17 protein-coding genes and 1 other annotated feature are annotated in these 18,256 nt (G+C 48.2%); of the genes, 14 read left to right on the top strand and 3 right to left on the bottom strand.

Annotation, left to right across the window (positions count from 1 at the left end; all coding sequences use genetic code 11):
- Window positions 1-143 precede the first annotated feature (143 nt).
- The gene (gene asnB, locus BN1002_RS15125) at window positions 144-2,033 is read left to right on the top strand and encodes an asparagine synthase (glutamine-hydrolyzing) (protein WP_048826184.1); all 1,890 of its coding nucleotides are present in this window, start codon (window positions 144-146) and stop codon (window positions 2,031-2,033) included.
- A gap of 266 nt (window positions 2,034-2,299) precedes the next feature.
- Here the strand turns inward: asnB and BN1002_RS15120 are convergent, their stop codons facing one another.
- Window positions 2,300-2,824 carry a gamma carbonic anhydrase gene (locus BN1002_RS15120; protein ID WP_048826182.1) on the bottom strand — a complete coding sequence of 175 codons (525 nt, stop codon included), beginning with the start codon at window positions 2,822-2,824 and terminating at the stop codon, window positions 2,300-2,302.
- Between the two features lie 145 nt (window positions 2,825-2,969).
- Here BN1002_RS15120 and BN1002_RS15115 point away from each other — a divergent pair, with 145 nt between their 5' ends.
- Together BN1002_RS15115 and BN1002_RS15110 are read left to right on the top strand one after the other, a co-directional pair.
- On the top strand, window positions 2,970-3,776 hold the full coding sequence (locus BN1002_RS15115) for an alpha/beta hydrolase (RefSeq protein ID WP_048826180.1): 807 nt from the start codon (window positions 2,970-2,972) through the stop codon (window positions 3,774-3,776).
- 13 nt (window positions 3,777-3,789) lie between these two features.
- Window positions 3,790-4,860 (top strand): tetraprenyl-beta-curcumene synthase family protein, encoded by a 1,071-nt coding sequence (locus BN1002_RS15110; protein ID WP_048826179.1) that lies wholly within the window; start codon window positions 3,790-3,792, stop codon window positions 4,858-4,860.
- A gap of 58 nt (window positions 4,861-4,918) precedes the next feature.
- Here the strand turns inward: BN1002_RS15110 and BN1002_RS15105 are convergent, their stop codons facing one another.
- Window positions 4,919-5,491 carry a tRNA 5-(aminomethyl)-2-thiouridylate-methyltransferase MnmM gene (locus BN1002_RS15105; RefSeq protein WP_048826177.1) on the bottom strand — a complete coding sequence of 191 codons (573 nt, stop codon included), beginning with the start codon at window positions 5,489-5,491 and terminating at the stop codon, window positions 4,919-4,921.
- 16 nt (window positions 5,492-5,507) lie between these two features.
- Window positions 5,508-6,494 carry a tRNA modification radical SAM protein MnmL/YtqA gene (locus tag BN1002_RS15100; protein WP_048826175.1) on the bottom strand — a complete coding sequence of 329 codons (987 nt, stop codon included), beginning with the start codon at window positions 6,492-6,494 and terminating at the stop codon, window positions 5,508-5,510.
- A gap of 209 nt (window positions 6,495-6,703) precedes the next feature.
- Here BN1002_RS15100 and BN1002_RS15095 point away from each other — a divergent pair, with 209 nt between their 5' ends.
- The 11 genes from BN1002_RS15095 (at window position 6,704) to BN1002_RS23805 (ending at window position 18,168) form a co-directional block, all read left to right on the top strand.
- The gene (locus BN1002_RS15095; RefSeq protein WP_048826173.1) at window positions 6,704-6,967 is read left to right on the top strand and encodes a YtzC family protein; all 264 of its coding nucleotides are present in this window, start codon (window positions 6,704-6,706) and stop codon (window positions 6,965-6,967) included.
- Window positions 6,968-6,982: 15 nt separating this feature from the next.
- The gene (locus tag BN1002_RS15090) at window positions 6,983-7,162 is read left to right on the top strand and encodes a hypothetical protein (RefSeq protein WP_048826171.1); all 180 of its coding nucleotides are present in this window, start codon (window positions 6,983-6,985) and stop codon (window positions 7,160-7,162) included.
- A gap of 436 nt (window positions 7,163-7,598) precedes the next feature.
- The gene (locus tag BN1002_RS15085) at window positions 7,599-8,555 is read left to right on the top strand and encodes a hypothetical protein (RefSeq protein ID WP_048826170.1); all 957 of its coding nucleotides are present in this window, start codon (window positions 7,599-7,601) and stop codon (window positions 8,553-8,555) included.
- Between the two features lie 38 nt (window positions 8,556-8,593).
- A complete protein-coding gene (locus BN1002_RS15080; protein ID WP_048826169.1) occupies window positions 8,594-10,573 on the top strand; it encodes a heme lyase CcmF/NrfE family subunit in 1,980 nt (659 codons plus the stop codon).
- On the top strand, window positions 10,573-11,046 hold the full coding sequence (locus tag BN1002_RS15075; RefSeq protein ID WP_048826167.1) for a cytochrome c-type biogenesis protein CcmH: 474 nt from the start codon (window positions 10,573-10,575) through the stop codon (window positions 11,044-11,046). Before BN1002_RS15080 ends, BN1002_RS15075 begins: the two co-directional genes overlap by 1 nt.
- Before the next feature lie 64 nt (window positions 11,047-11,110).
- Window positions 11,111-11,434 (top strand): hypothetical protein, encoded by a 324-nt coding sequence (locus tag BN1002_RS15070; RefSeq protein WP_048826165.1) that lies wholly within the window; start codon window positions 11,111-11,113, stop codon window positions 11,432-11,434.
- 105 nt (window positions 11,435-11,539) lie between these two features.
- On the top strand, window positions 11,540-12,052 hold the full coding sequence (locus BN1002_RS15065; RefSeq protein ID WP_048826163.1) for a NapC/NirT family cytochrome c: 513 nt from the start codon (window positions 11,540-11,542) through the stop codon (window positions 12,050-12,052).
- Between the two features lie 2 nt (window positions 12,053-12,054).
- Window positions 12,055-13,500 (top strand): ammonia-forming cytochrome c nitrite reductase subunit c552, encoded by a 1,446-nt coding sequence (locus BN1002_RS15060; RefSeq protein ID WP_048826161.1) that lies wholly within the window; start codon window positions 12,055-12,057, stop codon window positions 13,498-13,500.
- Between the two features lie 203 nt (window positions 13,501-13,703).
- Window positions 13,704-14,885, top strand: a complete 1,182-nt coding sequence (locus BN1002_RS15055; RefSeq protein WP_048826156.1) for an MDR family MFS transporter — start codon at window positions 13,704-13,706, stop codon at window positions 14,883-14,885.
- Window positions 14,886-14,992: 107 nt separating this feature from the next.
- Window positions 14,993-15,212: a binding site (T-box leader), on the top strand.
- 219 nt (window positions 15,213-15,431) lie between these two features.
- Window positions 15,432-17,843, top strand: coding sequence for a leucine--tRNA ligase (leuS, locus tag BN1002_RS15050; RefSeq protein ID WP_048826154.1), 2,412 nt, complete (start codon window positions 15,432-15,434; stop codon window positions 17,841-17,843).
- Between the two features lie 91 nt (window positions 17,844-17,934).
- Window positions 17,935-18,168, top strand: a complete 234-nt coding sequence (locus BN1002_RS23805; protein WP_148362794.1) for a hypothetical protein — start codon at window positions 17,935-17,937, stop codon at window positions 18,166-18,168.
- The last annotated feature ends 88 nt before the right edge of the window (window positions 18,169-18,256 follow it).

Here is an 18,256-nt window from a genome sequence, read left to right as displayed (position 1 = left end):
ATCTGGAGGATGAATTTTCCTATAGCTCAAAGTGCAATTTCCTATAGAAAAATGGTAGTATAAAATGGTGCAAGTTTTGGATGGTGGAAGCTTTGCCAAAAATAGACTTTAAATAGCAATGATCGGAGTAGGTGAACGACTAAATGTGCGGTTTTATTGGCTGTGTGCATGAAGAGAAAAAGAACTTTAAAGACGAAGATAAACAGCTTTTTACAAGCATGAATGATATTATCACCCACCGTGGCCCGGATGATGCGGGCTATTATTATGACGAGCATGTCCAATTTGGATTCAGGCGTTTGAGCATCATTGACCTTGAATGCGGCTCCCAGCCGCTCACATACGAAAATGAGCGTTATTGGATCATCTTTAACGGCGAGGTCTACAACTATGTAGAGCTCCGCGAGGAACTCCTGAAAGAGGGCCTTACTTTTGCGACAAGCTCTGATACCGAAGTAATTATCGCCCTATATAGCCACCTGAAGGAAAAGGCGGTTACAAAACTGCGCGGCATGTTCGCGTTCGTTATTTGGGATAAGCAAGAAAAAACATTGTTTGGCGCCCGTGACCATTTCGGAATTAAGCCATTTTTCTATTATGAAAATGAAGGCCGGACTTTCTTCGCTTCGGAGAAAAAGAGTATCCTGATGGCAATAGACAAGGATGAACTCAATTATGATTCCCTGCAGCATTATTTGACGTATCAATTCGTTCCCGAGCCGGAAACGATGACCGAGGGCATCCATAAGCTTGAGCCTGGCCATTACTTTACGAAAAAAGCCGGCGGGAAAATGGAAATCAAGCGTTACTGGAAAGCGAATTTCTCTCCTGTGTTAAGGTCTGAGGATGAATTCGTCAAAGAAATCAGGGACGTTTTATTCGATTCTGTCAAAATTCATATGCGAAGCGATGTACCGGTCGGTTCTTTCCTTTCAGGCGGCATCGATTCTTCGATTATCGCTTCGATCGCCAAAGAATTTCATCCATCCATCAAAACATTCTCCGTCGGTTTTGAACGGAATGGATTCAGTGAAATTGATGTGGCAAAAGAAACCGCCGACAAGCTTGGCGTTGAAAACATCAGCTACGTAATTACTCCTGAAGAATATATGGCGGAAGTTCCGAAAATTATATGGCATATGGATGACCCGCTCGCAGACCCGGCTTGCGTGCCTTTATACTTCGTCGCGCGCGAAGCCAGGAAGCATGTTACAGTCGTCCTCTCAGGTGAAGGCGCCGATGAGCTATTCGGCGGTTATAACATTTACCGCGAACCAGGCGACCTAAAGATGTTCAATAAAATCCCTCGGGTCGGGAAGGTCCTTTTGAAGGGGATTGCCGGCATGATGCCGGAGGGCACGAAGGGAAAGAGCTTCATTGAGCGCGGAGTCACACCGATGGAGGAACGCTATATCGGGAATGCAAAAATGTATACCGAAGAAGAAAAGCGCGAGCTGTTGAATGTTTATAGGGAAGGCCTGGATTTCACAGATATCACGAAAAAACTCTATGCCGAAAGTGAAGGCTATAACCCAGTCGACCGGATGCAGTACATTGATATCCATACGTGGATGCGGGGCGATATCCTTCTGAAAGCAGATAAGATGACGATGGCCCACTCGCTTGAGCTCCGAGTTCCGTTCCTTGATAAGGAAGTGTTCTCGGTTGCATCCAGAATCCCGTCCGATTTGAAGACGGCCAACGGAACAACGAAGTATATTTTGCGGAAAGCAGCTGAAAGCTTTGTCCCTGCGCATGTCCTGGACAGGAAAAAGCTCGGATTCCCTGTTCCGATCCGCCACTGGCTAAAGGACGAAATGAATACGTGGGCAAAAGATATCATCCGCGAAAGCAATACGGATCATCTGTTCAATAAGCAGTATTTGCTGAAATTGCTGGATGAGCATTGCCTCGGCAAGGCGGATAATAGCCGTAAGATTTGGACTGTGCTGATGTTTATGGTTTGGCATCAGGTTTATGTGGAAGAGAAATATTCGTTTGGAACGGAAAAGTCTTTTCAAGCGATGAATTAAGCTATTAGAAAAGCTCCCCGGTTATGTTTCTTCCGGGGAGCTTTTTGAGTTGTGTGGTTATATAAGGTAAATCTATTATTTTTTTTGTATCTGTACGAAGCGGTTGATTTTCGCTCACGGCACTTCGCTTTCCACGGAGCGACAGAGGAGCCTCCTCGGCGCTTTGCCGCCTGTGGAGTCTCCACTTGCCGCTTCACCCCGTAGGAGTCTACGGCCTTGCGCTTCAATCAACTGGTTTTTGCCAAAATAAAAGTTTCCTCAAAAATTTATACATCCATTACCGGGGTAAGGGTTTTGTAGTATTGGGCTTTTTCGGCGTATTCTTTTGTGATTCGCTCCATTTCCTGGATGTCTTCGATTGTCAGGGTGCGGACGACTTTTGCCGGCCTGCCGAGTGCCAGAGTGCCCGGCGGGATTTTTTTGCCGGGAGGGACAAGGCTCCCTGCGCCTATAAACGAGCCTTCGCCGATTTCGGCGCGGTCAAGGATGATCGATCCCATACCTACAAGGGCATTCTTTCTCACAATGCAGCTGTGCAGCGTGCATTGGTGGCCGATTGTTACTTCATCCTCTAGTATGAGCGGGTTGCCCGGGCTTTGATGGAGGACGGAGTTGTCCTGGATGTTGACTTTTTTGCCAATGATCGTAGGCGCAATGTCGCCGCGGATGACGGTATTATACCAGATGCTGGATTCCGGGCCGATTTCCACGTCGCCGGTAATAGTGACAAAATCTGCGATGAATGCTGTTTCATCGATTTGCGGATACTTGCCTTTATACGGATAGATCAATTTATTACTCCCCTTTGCCATGGTCCTTCACTTGAAAGTGTACAGATAAGGTTTGAAACTTGCAAAGCATATTGGCTTATTCGAACCGATTTCTGTGGTATAGTACTTTTAACGTGAGTTTAGGCAAGCTTAGGAGGAGCAGTTTATGTGGAAATGGGAAGCAGATGGCGGCGCGAAAGCCGTAATTGTGATGGTGCACGGCGCGATGGAGCACCACCGCCGCTATAGCTGGCTTATTGAAATGTGGCGAACATCAGGATTTCATGTCATCATGGGCGATCTGCCTGGCCAGGGGTTGACAACGCGTGCCAGCCGCGGCCACATTGATTCATTTGATGAATATCTCGATGAAGTGAAGGAGTGGCTTGAGGCTGCCTATACGTATGGGTTGCCTGTGTTTTTGCTAGGCCACAGCATGGGCGGGCTGATTGCGATCCGGCTTTTGCAGAAAGAGAAAATGACATTGGCGGGAGTCATATTGTCTTCGCCGTGCCTGGGCCTTGTCCATCAGCCATCAAAATTCATCAATACGCTCTCCTACGGTTTAAATACGGTGTTTCCTTCTTTCAAAATGAACTCGGGCATCACCGTGAACATGGCCACGAGTAATAAGGAAGTCCAGGAATTCGATTTAAATGACACGCTTTATGTGACAAAGGTGTCAGTCAGGTGGTACCGTGAGCTGCAGGATGCGATGAAGGAAGCGTTTGAAGACCTCCGTGAAACCCAGGACGTCCCCGCACTGGTCATGCAGGCAGGAGACGACAGGATTGTGAATAAAAAGGCGGTCAGCACCTGGTTTAATCATGCGCCTCTTTCAGAAAAGAGATATAAAGAGTGGCCAGGCCTGTACCATGAAATATTTAACGAACCGGAACGCGCGAATGTATTCGAGTATGCGCGCGATTTCGTCCACGGCCAGTTGCGCTCGCTTGGCTATGTAATAGACTGAATAGGTGATGAGAATGGCAATCCCGGTTAAACCGGCCAGCTTAATGGCAAACACATATAAAAAAATCCTGCCGGCAGTCAGGGATGAGCTTTCTTTCTGGAAGACAAGGGCTGAAGCCATTCCGAATGGGGAACTGCGGAAACAGGCGCTGGCAAGCATCGATACGAAAACGTTCCATTGTGAAGGCGGGGCCATCCTCGCTCTTATTGCAAAAGATGAATATCGGACCGCGATCAAATTCATTGTCGCCTACCAAACGATCAGCGATTATCTCGATAATCTCTGTGACAGGAGCACATCCCTTGATCCGGATGATTTTTCAAGCCTTCATGATGCGATGTTTGATGCGCTCTTGCCAGGACCAAGGTACGGGGATTACTATTGCAAACGGGAAGACCGCGATGATGGGGGATACTTGGCGGCGCTTGTCAATACATGCAAATCAGTGCTTGGTTCGATGGAAAGATATCCGGTCATAAAAGACCATTTAATTGATCTGTGTGGTTTTTACAGTGAATTACAGGTACATAAGCATGTAACTCCCGAAGAACGGGAGAACAGGCTGAAGGAGTGGTTTGCTAGACACAAAAAGCGGCTGCCCGAAATGGAATGGTATGAATTTTCCGCATGTTCCGGTTCAACACTGGGTATCTTCTGCCTCGTCTCTTATGCCTTGGGATCCGACTTTTGCAAGGAGGATGCCGAAAGGATCGTCAATGGCTATTTCCCGTATATCCAGGGGCTTCACATTCTGCTTGATTACTTGATCGACCAGGAAGAGGATAGGGAAGGCGGAGATTTGAATTTTTGCTTTTATTATCAAAATCAGGAAGAGCTATTCAATCGGCTTATGCATTTCATTGAGGAAGCGGACAGGCATACCGAAGGGCTGCCGAATCAGCAGTTCCATCAGCTGATTAACCGCGGACTGCTTGGGATTTACCTTTCGGACGAAAAAGTCCGCAGCCAAGCCGGAGTCAGAAGGCTGGCAAAAAAAATCATCAAATACGGCGGGCCGGTCAGCCGTTTCTTTTACATGAACGGCATAGCCTATCGCCTTTTCCAAAGAGTAATGCCAAACTAGAAAACAGGCCTCCGCTATTGATTTGCGGGGGCCTGTTTTAGGTTAAAATTATTGTGTATTACCGTTTTTCGATCGCAATGATAAACGGCGGATTGTTTAGTTGATTAATGAACTGGTACTGAAGGACGTGCGCTGACTTTTGGTCAATTCCTCGCACATATTCAAGCAGGCTGTCACGCTCGTCCGCGCCACCTTCGTGCCCATGGTACACAACGAGTACTATAATTCCTTTTGGCGCAAGCATTTCAAGCAGCTGTTGTACCGCAGAAATGGTAGTACCCGGTTTTGTAATGACACTCTTATCACTGCCTGGAAGGTAGCCAAGATTAAAAATTGCCCCATTGATTTTGCCATGAAGGTTTTTAGGGATGAGCGATGCGGCCTGTTCATGGCCCGCGAGAAGAAGAGTTGCCTGTTTTTCGGCGTCATGCTCTTCCAATCTCTTCCGGGTGGCATCCAACGCCCCAGCCTGGACGTCGAATGCGAATACGTGGCCATTACTGCCGACAAGCTTGGCGAGGAATAGCGTGTCATGCCCATTTCCCATTGTCGCATCAACAGCTGCTCCGCCTTCGCCCACAGCTTTTTCAAGCAGATTCCTGGCGAATGGAAGGACTCCGTCCAGCTTCATAACGAAAACCCCTCAATCATAACTTAATCTCACCTTCAAACGCACTAACCGGGTGGCCACTATTGAAAAATTTGCCCTGCCAGCTATCCCGGCGCCTCATTTCTGCATCAATCGCATTTAACACTTCCCACTTGTTGACACTCCACATCGGCCCGATCATTAGATTAATTGGCCCGTCACCGGTAATCCGGTGAACGATCATCTCCGGCGGCAAAATTTCAAGCTGGTCGCATACGAGGCTGACATAATTGTCAAATGACAGGAATTCCACTAGGCCTTTTTCGTATTGCTTTACCATCGGAGTGCCTTTCAGTAAGTGAAGGAGATGGATTTTTATTCCCTGGACGTCCAGCATGGCTACTTGCCTGGCGGTTTCAAGCATCATATCCGTTGTTTCGAGCGGAAGTCCGTTAATGATGTGGGTACAGATCCGAATTCCGTGCTTCCTGAGCTTTTCCACTCCCTCAACATAACACTGGAAATCATGGGCGCGGTTAACTAGCTGCGCTGTAGTCTCATGGACCGTCTGCAGCCCAAGCTCCACCCAAAGATACGTTCTCTCGTTTAATTCAGCGAGATAATCGATCACATCGTCAGGCAGGCAGTCCGGCCTAGTCGCAATTGAAAGCCCGACAACATCATCTTGTTTCAGGACAGCTTCATACTTCTCACGCAATTCTCCGACTGGGGCATGTGTATTCGTAAAGGCTTGAAAATAGGCCATATACTTGCCGTCTTTCCATTTCGTATGCATTTTTTCTCTAATTTCATGGAACTGTTTCTCCAAATCGTCGGCTCGTTTCCCGGCAAAATCACCTGAACCGGCGGCGCTGCAAAAGGTGCAGCCGCCATGGGCAACCGTCCCGTCGCGGTTCGGGCAGTCGAAACCGCCATCGAGCGCCACCTTAAACACCTTGTGGCCAAAGTGGCCGCGCAAATGGTAGTTCCATGTATGATATCTTTTATCATCCGTTGCAAACGGAAAAGGGTTTGTTTGCTTCATATTATTGGTCACCCCATTGATTTCTGGCTTTTCCTCCTGAATTTTAACATGAACGGGCGAACTAAGCTATTTCATTTCCTGGCAGTATTTATCAGCAAACCGGGGTGATAGATGGCGGCGGGGTGAACACAATAAGAATGAAACTGCTTATGCAGGTTCCGGCCAGCCAGTTTCAAAAGGCCGAATCAACAGTGTAAGGGGGGACTTTTTTGGCAACCCGAAAATCCATCGAAGACTTTATCAGCAAATGTGAGCAGACGATTGAATATGCCCAGGAACAGTATAACCATACGGCCATGCAAGAGCATTACAACGCCAAGGGACATACAGAAGCGCTGCAAGCATTGGAAGATGCGTACAATGAAATGACAGCGCTAGCCTTAAGTGCCAATTCCCAGCAAAGGGAACGCCTTAATCGGATGAGGCTGCAGCTACAGGGAATACAGAATGACCTCATCCTGCAGAGGTATTAGGAGGGATCAGGACAAATGAAAAAAAGGTCCAAGAAAAATAATCCGGAACAGAAAACCCGCAATGGCCGCAACAGCCACGATGTAGAAGCAGGAAGTGAATTTAATCTAATTGACCGGGCCAAGAAAGCTTATGAAGAAACAGGAGGCCAAAAGGCCAAGTCGAAAATGCATGTGGAAAATCATAAGTATGATTAGCATAATTATCCTTTGAAAAGCAGTGCCCCCTGGCGCTGCTTTTTCAATCCTTTATTTGCCGAAAAAAAATCTCCGCCAAAAAAGTTCTCCCAGTAAATACTAATTGGCAACAATTTTCCTCACCGTTCCGAATCCTATTCTTTAATCCTTTGTATAAGTTCATAAATTCTTCATAATTTCTCCACAACCCCTTCAAAAGTTAAAAACCAGTCTGATGGCTATTTTCGAGTATTTCCGTATTTTTCAGCAAACTGGCCGTTCACAATTTGGAAAAGGACAGTGAAAATTTTGTGATGTAGGTCACAGAATGGCCTTCTGATCCGTGGTTTAAATAAGGTAGAAACTTACGAATTCTTCCTGTCCTGCCATTGGAATACAAAAGTCCCAACGATATAAATCCCGCTAAAAAAACATCCCCATGAAAGGAAGATAAACAATGGGAAAAAAACTGACTGCTGCACTTCTATACTTCGTACTGATGCTGCCAGCCGCGGCTCTAGCAGAAGAAAAGGATAGCAGCATACTGAAGCTTGAAGAACTGAATGTCCAGGTTATGCCTGAATTTGCAAATCATCCGAATGACAAGAAAGCAGAACAGCCGCCGCTCTTAATTGGCTACCAAGGCAGTTTGATCAATCAATCCCCAAACGCACAAACCGGCAAAATAGAAATCCCGCTGCCAGTAAACGAGGAGAATTTCAGGATTGGCTTCGCAGCGGACTATTCAAGCGACCTGTCTCAAATGTATGAAATTGAATATGAGCTCGACCTAAAGAAAGGTACAATCTCATGGGAAACGAGCAGACAGATTGAACCGAACGACCAATATAAATTTGTCATTGAATTTTACACTGACGCCATAAATGTCAAAAACGAAACGAAAACATTGGATTATTCTTTTAAAAGCTTTGCTGATATCACGCTCGTCAATGTGACCGTCCTTGAGCCGATGAAGAGTTCAAATGTAAAACTGAGCCCGCCGGCTACGGAAGCCCCTCATGAAAACCCATATGGCTTAAAAATGCATACGTATCAAATGAAAGGAATGAAGGCCGGAGAAGAGAAGAACTTTTCGTTAACTTATAACCGGAAGGAAACGAAAACAACGAGCGAGCTGATGGAAGAAGTTAACGGCCAATCGGTTCCGGCCAAGGCGGTCAAAACGGAAAAAGCCCCTCTAGGGCTGACCATTGCCGGCATTAGCGCGGCAAGCCTGCTCGCAGCCGGACTGTTGATCCTTTTCCTTAAGAAAAGGCAGCGGCAAACAATCGAGCCCGCTACGGCCAATCCGGGAATTGGATCTGAAAAGAGAGCCCAGCTCCGGAAAATGCTTGTCGATGGGTCAATAACCGAAACGGAATACAGCGAATTGCTCAAAAAGTTCAACCAGTAAAAAACAGTAAAGACACCAACGAAATGGGGGCCGGCAGGATGTACATCATTGGAAATCTATCACTGATTCTTGGCATCCTTTTGTCGGCCTACACGCTGGCCGCAACGATTTCCGGAATCCGGAAAAAAAGCCTGCAATGGCTGGAAAGCGCCAGAGGCGCAATCATCGGCACACTCATTTCTGCCTTAGGAGCCTCGGCTTTGCTGCTGTATCTTCTAGGCACAGGGCATTTTGAATACACATATGTGTTTTCCTATACGAACCGGGCGCTTCCGCTTATTTATAAGCTGTCCGCCTTTTGGGCCGGCAACGCAGGCTCGCTCCTTTTCTGGACGCTGCTCCTTTCTTTCTACACTGCTATTATTGCTTTTGGAAAAAGGAGTCCCTATACGCCTTATACGCTGGCAGTACTTGCGCTGAATCTGCTTTTCTTTTTTGCTGTCATGATCACGATGGCAAACCCGTTTGAACTATCGGAAACAATCCCCGCGGATGGGAACGGATTGAACCCGATGCTCCAGAATCCGGGAATGGTCATCCACCCGGTCACTCTTTACCTTGGGTACGTCGGCCTGGCGGTTCCATTCGCGTATGCGATGGCCTCGCTTATGCTGAAAAACATGGACACTGAGTGGCTGAGACTGACCAGGAAATGGACGCTGACAGCGTGGATGTTTTTAACAGCCGGGAACTTGATTGGAGCCTGGTGGGCATACGTTGAACTCGGATGGGGCGGCTACTGGGCGTGGGATCCGGTCGAGAACGCCTCCTTCATGCCTTGGCTTACCGTTTCGGCGCTACTGCATTCAGTGATGATCCAGGAACGGAAAAACATGCTCCGGAAATGGAACCTATTTCTCGTCATCCTGTCATACGGCCTGACGCTTTTTGGAACCTTCCTAGTCCGGAGCGGAATCCTGACAAGCGTCCATGCCTTTGCCGACAGCAGCCTAGGAACATATTTTTTCATCTTCCTGGCATTCATGGTTTTATTCGCTTCGTATCTCGTCGTCTCAAGATATAGGCTGATCCGCCGTGAAAGTGTGCCGGTAACCGCTTACTTTTCGAAAGAAAGCAGTTTCCTGCTTAATAATTATATTTTGCTGGCAGCGGCGTTCGCTGTTTTCTGGGGGACGGTTTTTCCGCTCATCTCCGAGACTTTTATAGGGACGAAAATCAATACTGGTGCCCCGTACTTCAATAAAGTGATGGCGCCAATCCTGCTCGCCCTCATTTTGCTCATGGCTGTTTGTCCGGTCATACCTTGGCAAAAAGCAAATCTTGCCCGATTCATTAAACAAATCCGCTGGCCGCTAACCGTCTCTGCCGTATTCGCTGCTATCCTGATCGGTTCCGGCGTTGAAGGGATGTTTGCGATAATCGGGATTTCGGCCTGTATGTTCATGCTGGCCACCCATGCCGCTGAAATTGCCAGGGCCGTCCAGGCACGGAAAAAAGCAACCGCAGAAAACACCGCGGCTGCCACAGCGAAGCTTTTTGCCAAAAATAAAAGGCGCTATGGCGGCTATCTCGTCCATATTGGGATTGGGGTGCTGGCGGTTGGGATTATTTGCTCGCAGGCATATCCGCTTGAGGTCATCAAGACGGTTGAAAAGGGCGAGAGCTTCCAAATCGGCGGGTATCACCTTACGTTCAAAAGCTTCAATAAGGTAAAGCTGGCTGACAGGGATGTGATTTTCGCCGAAATGGGAGTGGAGTATAAAGGCAGGATTCTCGATCCTGTGAAGCCGGAAAAAATTTATTATGACAACTGGGCCGAACCTTCCACTGAAGTGGCGGTAATGAGCCGCTGGAATGAAGATCTATACGTTGTCCTCAGCTCCTGGGAAACGAAAAATAAGATAACAGTCCTGGCGAGAGTAAATCCGTTCATCAGTTGGATTTGGACGGGGGGCTATATAATGCTTGCAGGCATCCTGGTTGCATTATCCAGTAAAAAGCGACTTGGTGGCAGACCGATTGTGCATGATGTCACAAAAGAGGGGGATGTCCGGTGATGAGAAAAACGGTTCTACTGTTGATGCTTTTTCTTTCACTGCTGCCTGCTGTGGCATTCGCCTCTTTTACAGCCAATTCGCCTGAGTTTAAAGCGGTGGCTGACCAGCTTTACATGGATGGCCATGCCGAACATGATATCACAACGTGCAAGGTTAGGAAGCTCTATACAAGTGAAGTGCTTGAAATGCTCGAGGAGGGGCTCGGACCTGATGAAATTATTAGTCATTATACGGATGTGCTTGGCCCATCTGCCCTGAAAGCTCCTGATAAGGGCGGAAGCGGCCTGTTCGCTTGGCTTATGCCGGCTGTGGCCGCAGCAGCTGGTGGAGTGATTGCGGTGGTTGCTATTAGAAAGATAACTGCCGCCAAAAAGCCTGCTGCAATGGGGAATGAACGCCAGGCAATGCAGCCGGATATGGATAACAGCAGCTTTGAAGAAGTGTTCGAAACCGAAAGGAAAAAACATTTCTGACATAAGGGCACTAGGAATTTAGGGTGGGACTCACCCCCGGAAATTTGTAAAGGAGGCGGTACGGTTGCTAATAATCATCTTTTTATGCGCATTGCTGGTGTCGGCTTGCCTCTTCTTCATCCTTCGCCCTTTTTTTGCAAAAGGGCAAACCACCCTCCCGGAAAGCACCGGGGAAAAGGTTGAACTTGAAACAGTCTACGAAGCAGTGAATGAGCTTGAAATGGATGTCCTAATGGGCAAGATTTCTCGCGAAGATTTTGACAGTCTGAAAAAGTCTTATTATCACCTTGCCGCCGATTCAGTCCAGAAAGAGGCCGGGGTTGATGATGACATTCAGGCAGCGCTCGAGTCAATCCGCGCACGTAAAACGGAACTTCCGGTTGATTAGCGGAATGCGGGGCGAATGGAACAGGCCTAGCCTGTAGGAACTATGACATTGATTAGAACACAGAAGTGTTTTAATAGATAAACATTTACCTGGGGAGGTGAAAGAATGTTTAAGAAAATCTTGGCGATCGATAAAAAAATACTAATTTTCACCGCGCTGTTCGCGGGGATTGTCCTGTCCGTCGTGACGGTAAAAACGATGGCCTACACGGACTCGCCAAATTTCTGCCAGAGCTGCCACATCATGGACTCTGCGTATGGATCCTTTACGGATTCAACACATTCGACTTTATCCTGCAATGCCTGCCATCTGCCGCATGATAGTGTGGCGAAGAAGCTGGTATTCAAGGGAAAGGCCGGAATGGGGCATATGTATTACAATACGCTCGGTACTGACAAAATCCCGAACGAACTTCATGCAACCGAAAAAACAGAGAAGGTTGTCGAGGAAAATTGTATCACTTGCCATGAAAGTACACTGACAAACATCGAGCATGACGCGAAGGAAAGCTGCACAACTTGCCATCGCACTGTGCCGCACGGAAAGAACTTTAAAACAAAAGAATTCAATATGCCGCCAAAATCAGGCGAGCTGCTTGAAAACAAGGGAGGATTTTAAGGATGTCAAAGTTCCGTTTAGGAGCGTATATGATGCTCCTGGCCTTGATTCTGATTATTACGGGCTGCAGTTCCTCCAGCGAACAAGCAGCTGCCGCCAATCAGAAAACAACCGGCCTATCAAAAGATGAAATTTCAAATGAAGCGTTCAAGGACATGTTCCCGCTTCAATACAACAGCTATAAGAAAAATGAGAAAATGTCTGATACGAAATACAGCGGCTCGGTTAAACGTTCCAAATATGACGCCGACAAAGAACCATATTTGCCGATTCTGTTCAACGGCTATGGTTTTGCGACAGAGTATAATGAAGACCGCGGCCACGTATACGCACTCGAAGATATTAAAAATGTAGCCCGGATCACCGATAAATCCGTCGGGTCCTGCTACACTTGTAAATCAACCGCCGTTCCGAAAATGATCGATGAAATGGGCGAGAAATACTGGAGCGCCAACTTCAAGACTGAAATTTTCCCTAAAGGGGAAGCAATGGGCCATTCGCCAATCGGATGCTCTGACTGCCATGACCCACAGAATATGGACCTCCGTGTCACCCGTCCAAGCTTCGTAAAAGCGATGGAGCGGAAGGGCATTGATGTTTCCAAGGCTACTAAAAATGATATGCGCAGCTATGTATGCGGCCAGTGCCACGTAGAATATTACTTCGACGCTACTACTAGCGAAGTTACGTTCCCGTGGGATAAAGGCTTCAAACCGGAAGAAATGTATGAATACTACTCTTCCATTGCGAAAGAAAAAGGATTCGAGAAAGATTGGGTACACAATATTTCCGGAACACCAATGCTGAAAGCACAGCATCCTGACTATGAAACATTCACGGAAGGAACGCATGGGAAGGCAGGCGTCGCCTGTGCGGACTGCCATATGCCATATGAGCGTGTAGATGGAAAAAGGAAAATCTCTTCCCACTGGTGGACTTCACCGCTTAAGACAATGAAGGCATCCTGCGGCACATGCCACGGCGACCGTGACATTGATAAGCTTGAAGCACGGGTCATCGAAATCCAGGATACTCATATGAAACAGCTTCATAAAGCAGAAGAGGTTTCAATCAACTCTCACTATTATGTGAATAAAATGATTACAACTGGCGTCAGCAATGACAAAATCAAGGCCGCGCAGGAACATATCCGCAAAAGCCAGTGGTTCTGGGATATCGTCGCAGCGGAAAGCTCCGCTGGCTTCCACAATCCGCAAGGAGCGATGGATTCATTGGCAGTGTCCATTGAAGAATCCAACCAGGCCATTCAGATCGCAACTGAAGAACTTGTCAAAAAAGGCGTTAATATCGACAAGCTGAAAGCGGAAATTGAAAAAGCGAAGAAAGCTGTCACAAGCGAAAAGGATAACTTCCAAAAGAAAACGCACGCCATTAATGAGGAATTCCCGGCCCAGCAGCCTGTTGTTCCGGCAGTTCCTAAGAAATAAACTGATTGGCGGGAAGGCGCAGCGCGCACCGCTCCCAGCAGTTTGGAAAAAGAATAGTCCGAATGAAAGCACTGTATCCAATTGGGTACAGTGCTTTTCGCTTATTCAAACAAAAACCATTGCAGAGTCGCGGGAAAAGGACTAGAATATCCATTGTGCTTAAAAATGAGGCTTTGTTATTTTGCGAAAAAGGGGGAATTCGGATGCCTCGTTCCTTATGGCTTTTAATCATTGGCATGGTTGTCAATGTTACGGGCTCATCCTTCCTGTGGCCTTTAAATACAATTTATATCCACGACCATTTGGGAAAATCTCTTTCCACAGCGGGATTTATTTTAATGCTGAACGCGGCGGCGAGCGTTGCCGGCAATCTTGCAGGCGGCAGCCTATTCGACCGCTTTGGCGGCTATAAATCGATTTTACTCGGGATTGGCATCGCGTTGACGGCGGTCCTAGGCCTTACATTCTGGAACAGTTTTATCCCGTACGGAATTTTCTTGACTATTGCCGGCTTTGGCTCAGGAATTATATTCCCGGCGATGTATGCCATGTCGGGTGCGGTGTGGAAGGATGGTGGAAGGCGTGCGTTCAATGCCATCTATGTCGCCCAGAACCTTGGTGTCGCAGTCGGGGCGGCGCTTGGCGGCATCGTGGCCGATTACTCCTTCCAATTGATTTTTGTCGCCAACCTGATCATGTACATCGTTTTTATGGCGATTGCCTTTTTTGGCTATAAAAACATAGCCGACCGCGATGGAGTCCAGACCTCCATTTTGCAGGAAAATCCATCTACCGGAATGAGCAAGAAATTAAAAGCGCTGCTCATCCTCTGTATCGGCTACTTGCTTTGTTGGGTCGCCTATGTGCAGTGGCAGACGACAATCGCTTCGTACACACAGGAAATCAATATCACGCTTACGCAGTACAGCATGCTCTGGGCAGTGAACGGAGCTCTTATCGTCCTCGGTCAGCCGGTCCTAAATGGATTTCTTAAGCGCTTTGGCCGTTCGTTAAAATCGCAGATGATTCTTGGGATGCTCATCTTTGTTGTCGCATTCATCGTTGCCGCAAATGCTGGCAGCTTCACCGGCTTCATGGCGGGAATGATTATTTTGACAGCAGGAGAAATGCTCATCTGGCCGGCGGTCCCGACCATCGCCAGCGAACTCGCACCGCGGGGCAGGGAAGGGTTCTACCAGGGAATCGTCAACAGCACCGCGACAGGCGGCAGGATGATCGGACCGCTTCTCGGCGGCATCCTTGTCGACCTGTACGGCATGTCGATGTTGTTCATCATCCTGATCGTCCTTTTCTTCATTTCCATCGGGACAACAGTCATCTACGACCGCGGCATGAGGAATAACAAGGAAACGCTGCGTGCATAAACTCCCGCGCCCGGGCTGGCGCGGGTTTTTTTGCCGAAAAGCCCGAAAGTGCCTGACCCGCTTGCATCCTCTCGCAAAATTATATAAAATAGCACTATGTAAATAATTTAGTGACTGTGAGAAGGAGCAGTAGTGATTTTAGTCCCGCCAACAAGAGAGCTGGCGGTTGGTGCAAGCCGGCCGGGACCATCATGAACTCGCCTTTGAGTCGCAGGCGTGAAGTGCCAGTAATGCCTGCCGTTTTCCGCGTTAAGGATGAATGAAGCGAGTGTTTACACACTAATTTGGGTGGTACCGCGGGAAGATCTCAATCCTCTCGTCCCTTTATATGGGATGAGGGGATTTTTTATTTTTAATAAATCCCGTTCGCATAACCATTTGCGGAACCCCTTTTTTGCAAAAGAACAAGCCGCAGGAGCACTTATCTGGGCATAATAGGAAGATGGAGTTCCAGGGCGTGTTGATTTTTGCGAAAAGGAAAGCGGCAGGGGAGAAAGCCCGGAAGAATGGGCAGCTGCCTGATTAAGATTGAGGGAGGAAATCCAGATGAACTTCAACCACATGGAAATTGAAAAGAAGTGGCAAAAGAAGTGGGAAACAGAGAAAATATTTAAAACGACCGAGGAGCCGGGCAAGCCGAAGTACTATGCGCTTGATATGTTCCCGTATCCGTCAGGGGCAGGGCTGCACGTCGGCCATCCGGAAGGCTATACGGCGACAGACATCTTGTCGCGTATGAAGCGGATGCAGGGTTACAATGTCCTCCATCCAATGGGATGGGATGCTTTCGGGCTGCCAGCCGAGCAATATGCGCTTGATACAGGGAATGATCCTGCCGAATTTACGGAGCGGAACATTAATACATTCCGCCGCCAAATCAAGGAGCTTGGTTTCTCTTACGACTGGGACCGTGAAGTCAACACAACCGATCCCCACTATTATAAGTGGACGCAGTGGATTTTCCTGAAGCTGTACGAACACGGCCTTGCCTATATAGATGAAGTGTCCGTCAACTGGTGCCCAGCGTTGGGTACAGTCCTTGCCAATGAAGAAGTAATCGACGGCAAGAGCGAGCGCGGCGGCCACCCGGTTGAACGCCGCCCGATGAAACAGTGGGTACTGAAGATTACTGCCTATGCGGACCGCCTGCTTGAAGATCTTGAAGAGCTTGACTGGCCTGAAAGCTTGAAGGATATGCAGCGCAACTGGATCGGACGTTCCGAAGGCGCGGAAATCACTTTCAGCATCGATGGACATGACGAAACCTTCAAGGCGTTTACAACCCGCCCGGATACATTGTTCGGCGCAACGTATGCTGTCTTGGCCCCGGAACATGCGCTTGTCAGCAAAATCACGACTGCCGGCCAAAAGGAAGCGGTTGACACTTATATTGAAAAAATTAAAAGCAAGAGCGATCTTGAGCGGACTGATCTTGCAAAAGAAAAGACCGGCGTTTTCACAGGAGCCTATGCGATCAACCCGGCAAATGGCGAAAAGATGCCTATCTGGATTGCAGACTATGTACTGGCCAGCTACGGAACAGGTGCCATTATGGCCGTTCCTGGGCATGACGAGCGCGATTATGAATTCGCGAAGGAATTCGGGCTGCCGATTGTCGAAGTTGTGGCCGGCGGAGATATTGAAAAAGAGGCCTATACAGGCGACGGCGATCACGTCAATTCAGGTTTCCTCGATGGGATGAACAAAACGGATGCCATCCGTAAAATGATTGCCTGGCTTGAGGAAAAAGGTATCGGTACGAAGAAGGTCACTTACCGTCTGCGCGATTGGCTGTTCAGCCGCCAACGTTATTGGGGCGAGCCGATTCCGATCATCCATTGGGAAGATGGCACAAGCACAGCGGTTCAGGAAGACCAGCTTCCACTCGTTTTGCCTAAAACAAAAGACATCAAGCCGTCAGGAACAGGCGAATCGCCGCTGGCCAACCTGGAGGACTGGGTGAACGTTGTCGATCCAGAAACGGGCAAAAAGGGCCGGCGCGAAACGAACACCATGCCGCAATGGGGCGGCAGCTGCTGGTACTATTTACGCTACATCGACCCGCATAATGATGAGCAGCTGGCCGATCCTGAGAAACTGAAGGAATGGCTTCCGGTCGATATTTATATCGGCGGTGCGGAGCACGCGGTCTTGCACCTGCTTTACGCGCGCTTCTGGCATAAGTTCCTTTACGACATCGGCGTCGTACCGACAAAGGAACCGTTCCAAAAACTGTTCAACCAAGGGATGATCCTTGGCGAAAACAACGAAAAAATGAGTAAATCAAAGGGCAATGTAGTAAACCCTGACCATATCGTCGAAAGCCATGGCGCGGACACATTAAGACTATATGAAATGTTCATGGGACCGCTTGATGCATCTGTCGCATGGTCAACAAACGGCCTGGACGGCGCCCGCAGGTTCCTGGATCGCATCTGGCGTCTGTTCATCGATACGACTGGTTCGGTCAACCCGAAAATCCAGGAAGGCGCGAAAGCGGAAAATCTTGAACGGGTATACCACCAGACGGTCAAAAAGGTTACCGAAGACTATGAGGGGCTCCGTTTCAACACGGGTATTTCCCAGCTGATGGTATTCATTAACGAAGCTTATAAATCTGACGTTCTGCCGAAGGAGTATATGGAAGGCTTCGTCCAGCTCCTGTCCCCAGTCGCGCCGCACGTTGCGGAAGAACTTTGGGAAAAGCTTGGCCACAGCGGAACGATTGCCTATGTGCCATGGCCGACATTCGACGAGTCCAAGCTTGTCGAGGATGAAGTGGAAATCGTCGTCCAAGTTAACGGCAAACTGAAAAAGAAGCTGATGATTCCGAAAGATGCATCGAAGGAATCGATGGAAGAGCTTGCAATGCAGGAAATCAGCGCCGAGCTAGAGGGCAAGACAATCCGGAAAGTTATCGCAGTGCCTGGCAAGCTGGTTAATGTGGTGGCGAATTAAGCTTTACCCATCAAGTTCGATATATTTGTGTCAATTTTCCCCGTCCTAATTGCCAAGAAAGGCTATTGGCGCCTGTGCAACTGGTTTTTAGTTGATACGGTCGCCAAGAAAGTCCGTTGGCGCCCGTGCAACTGGTTTTTATTTGATACGGTCGCCAAGAAAGTCCGTTGGCGCCCGTGCGACTGATTTTTATTTGATACGGTCGCCAAGAAAGTCCGTTGGCGCCCGTGCGACTGATTTTTATTTGATACGGTCGCCAAGAAAGACTATTGGCGCCCGTGCAACTGATTTTTATTTTGATACGGTCGTTAAGAAAGACTATTGACGCCCGTGCGACTGATTTTTATTTGATACGGTCGCCAAGAAAGTCTATTGGCGCCCGTGGGACTGATTTTTATTTGATACGGTCGCCA

The sequence above is a fragment of the Bacillus sp. B-jedd genome, from assembly GCF_000821085.1.
Classification (GTDB): Bacteria; Bacillota; Bacilli; order Bacillales; family Cytobacillaceae; genus Bacillus_D.
Note: the sequence above shows the minus strand (reverse complement) of the source record. Positions and strands in the feature narration are given on the sequence as shown.

Excerpts from the sequence above, each read along its gene's own strand:
- BN1002_RS15090 (WP_048826171.1), top strand. The coding sequence starts at position 6,983 with ATGAAAAAAAGGTCCAAGAAAAATAATCCGGAACAGAAAACCCGCAAT.
- BN1002_RS15060 (WP_048826161.1), top strand. The coding sequence starts at position 12,055 with ATGTCAAAGTTCCGTTTAGGAGCGTATATGATGCTCCTGGCCTTGATT.
- BN1002_RS15075 (WP_048826167.1), top strand. The coding sequence starts at position 10,573 with ATGAGAAAAACGGTTCTACTGTTGATGCTTTTTCTTTCACTGCTGCCT.
- BN1002_RS15115 (WP_048826180.1), top strand. The coding sequence starts at position 2,970 with ATGTGGAAATGGGAAGCAGATGGCGGCGCGAAAGCCGTAATTGTGATG.
- BN1002_RS15085 (WP_048826170.1), top strand. The coding sequence starts at position 7,599 with ATGGGAAAAAAACTGACTGCTGCACTTCTATACTTCGTACTGATGCTG.
- BN1002_RS15100 (WP_048826175.1), bottom strand. The coding sequence starts at position 6,494 with ATGAAGCAAACAAACCCTTTTCCGTTTGCAACGGATGATAAAAGATAT.
- leuS (WP_048826154.1), top strand. The coding sequence starts at position 15,432 with ATGAACTTCAACCACATGGAAATTGAAAAGAAGTGGCAAAAGAAGTGG.
- asnB (WP_048826184.1), top strand. The coding sequence starts at position 144 with ATGTGCGGTTTTATTGGCTGTGTGCATGAAGAGAAAAAGAACTTTAAA.
- BN1002_RS15065 (WP_048826163.1), top strand. The coding sequence starts at position 11,540 with ATGTTTAAGAAAATCTTGGCGATCGATAAAAAAATACTAATTTTCACC.
- BN1002_RS15055 (WP_048826156.1), top strand. The coding sequence starts at position 13,704 with ATGCCTCGTTCCTTATGGCTTTTAATCATTGGCATGGTTGTCAATGTT.
- BN1002_RS15105 (WP_048826177.1), bottom strand. The coding sequence starts at position 5,491 with ATGAAGCTGGACGGAGTCCTTCCATTCGCCAGGAATCTGCTTGAAAAA.
- BN1002_RS15110 (WP_048826179.1), top strand. The coding sequence starts at position 3,790 with ATGGCAATCCCGGTTAAACCGGCCAGCTTAATGGCAAACACATATAAA.
- BN1002_RS15080 (WP_048826169.1), top strand. The coding sequence starts at position 8,594 with ATGTACATCATTGGAAATCTATCACTGATTCTTGGCATCCTTTTGTCG.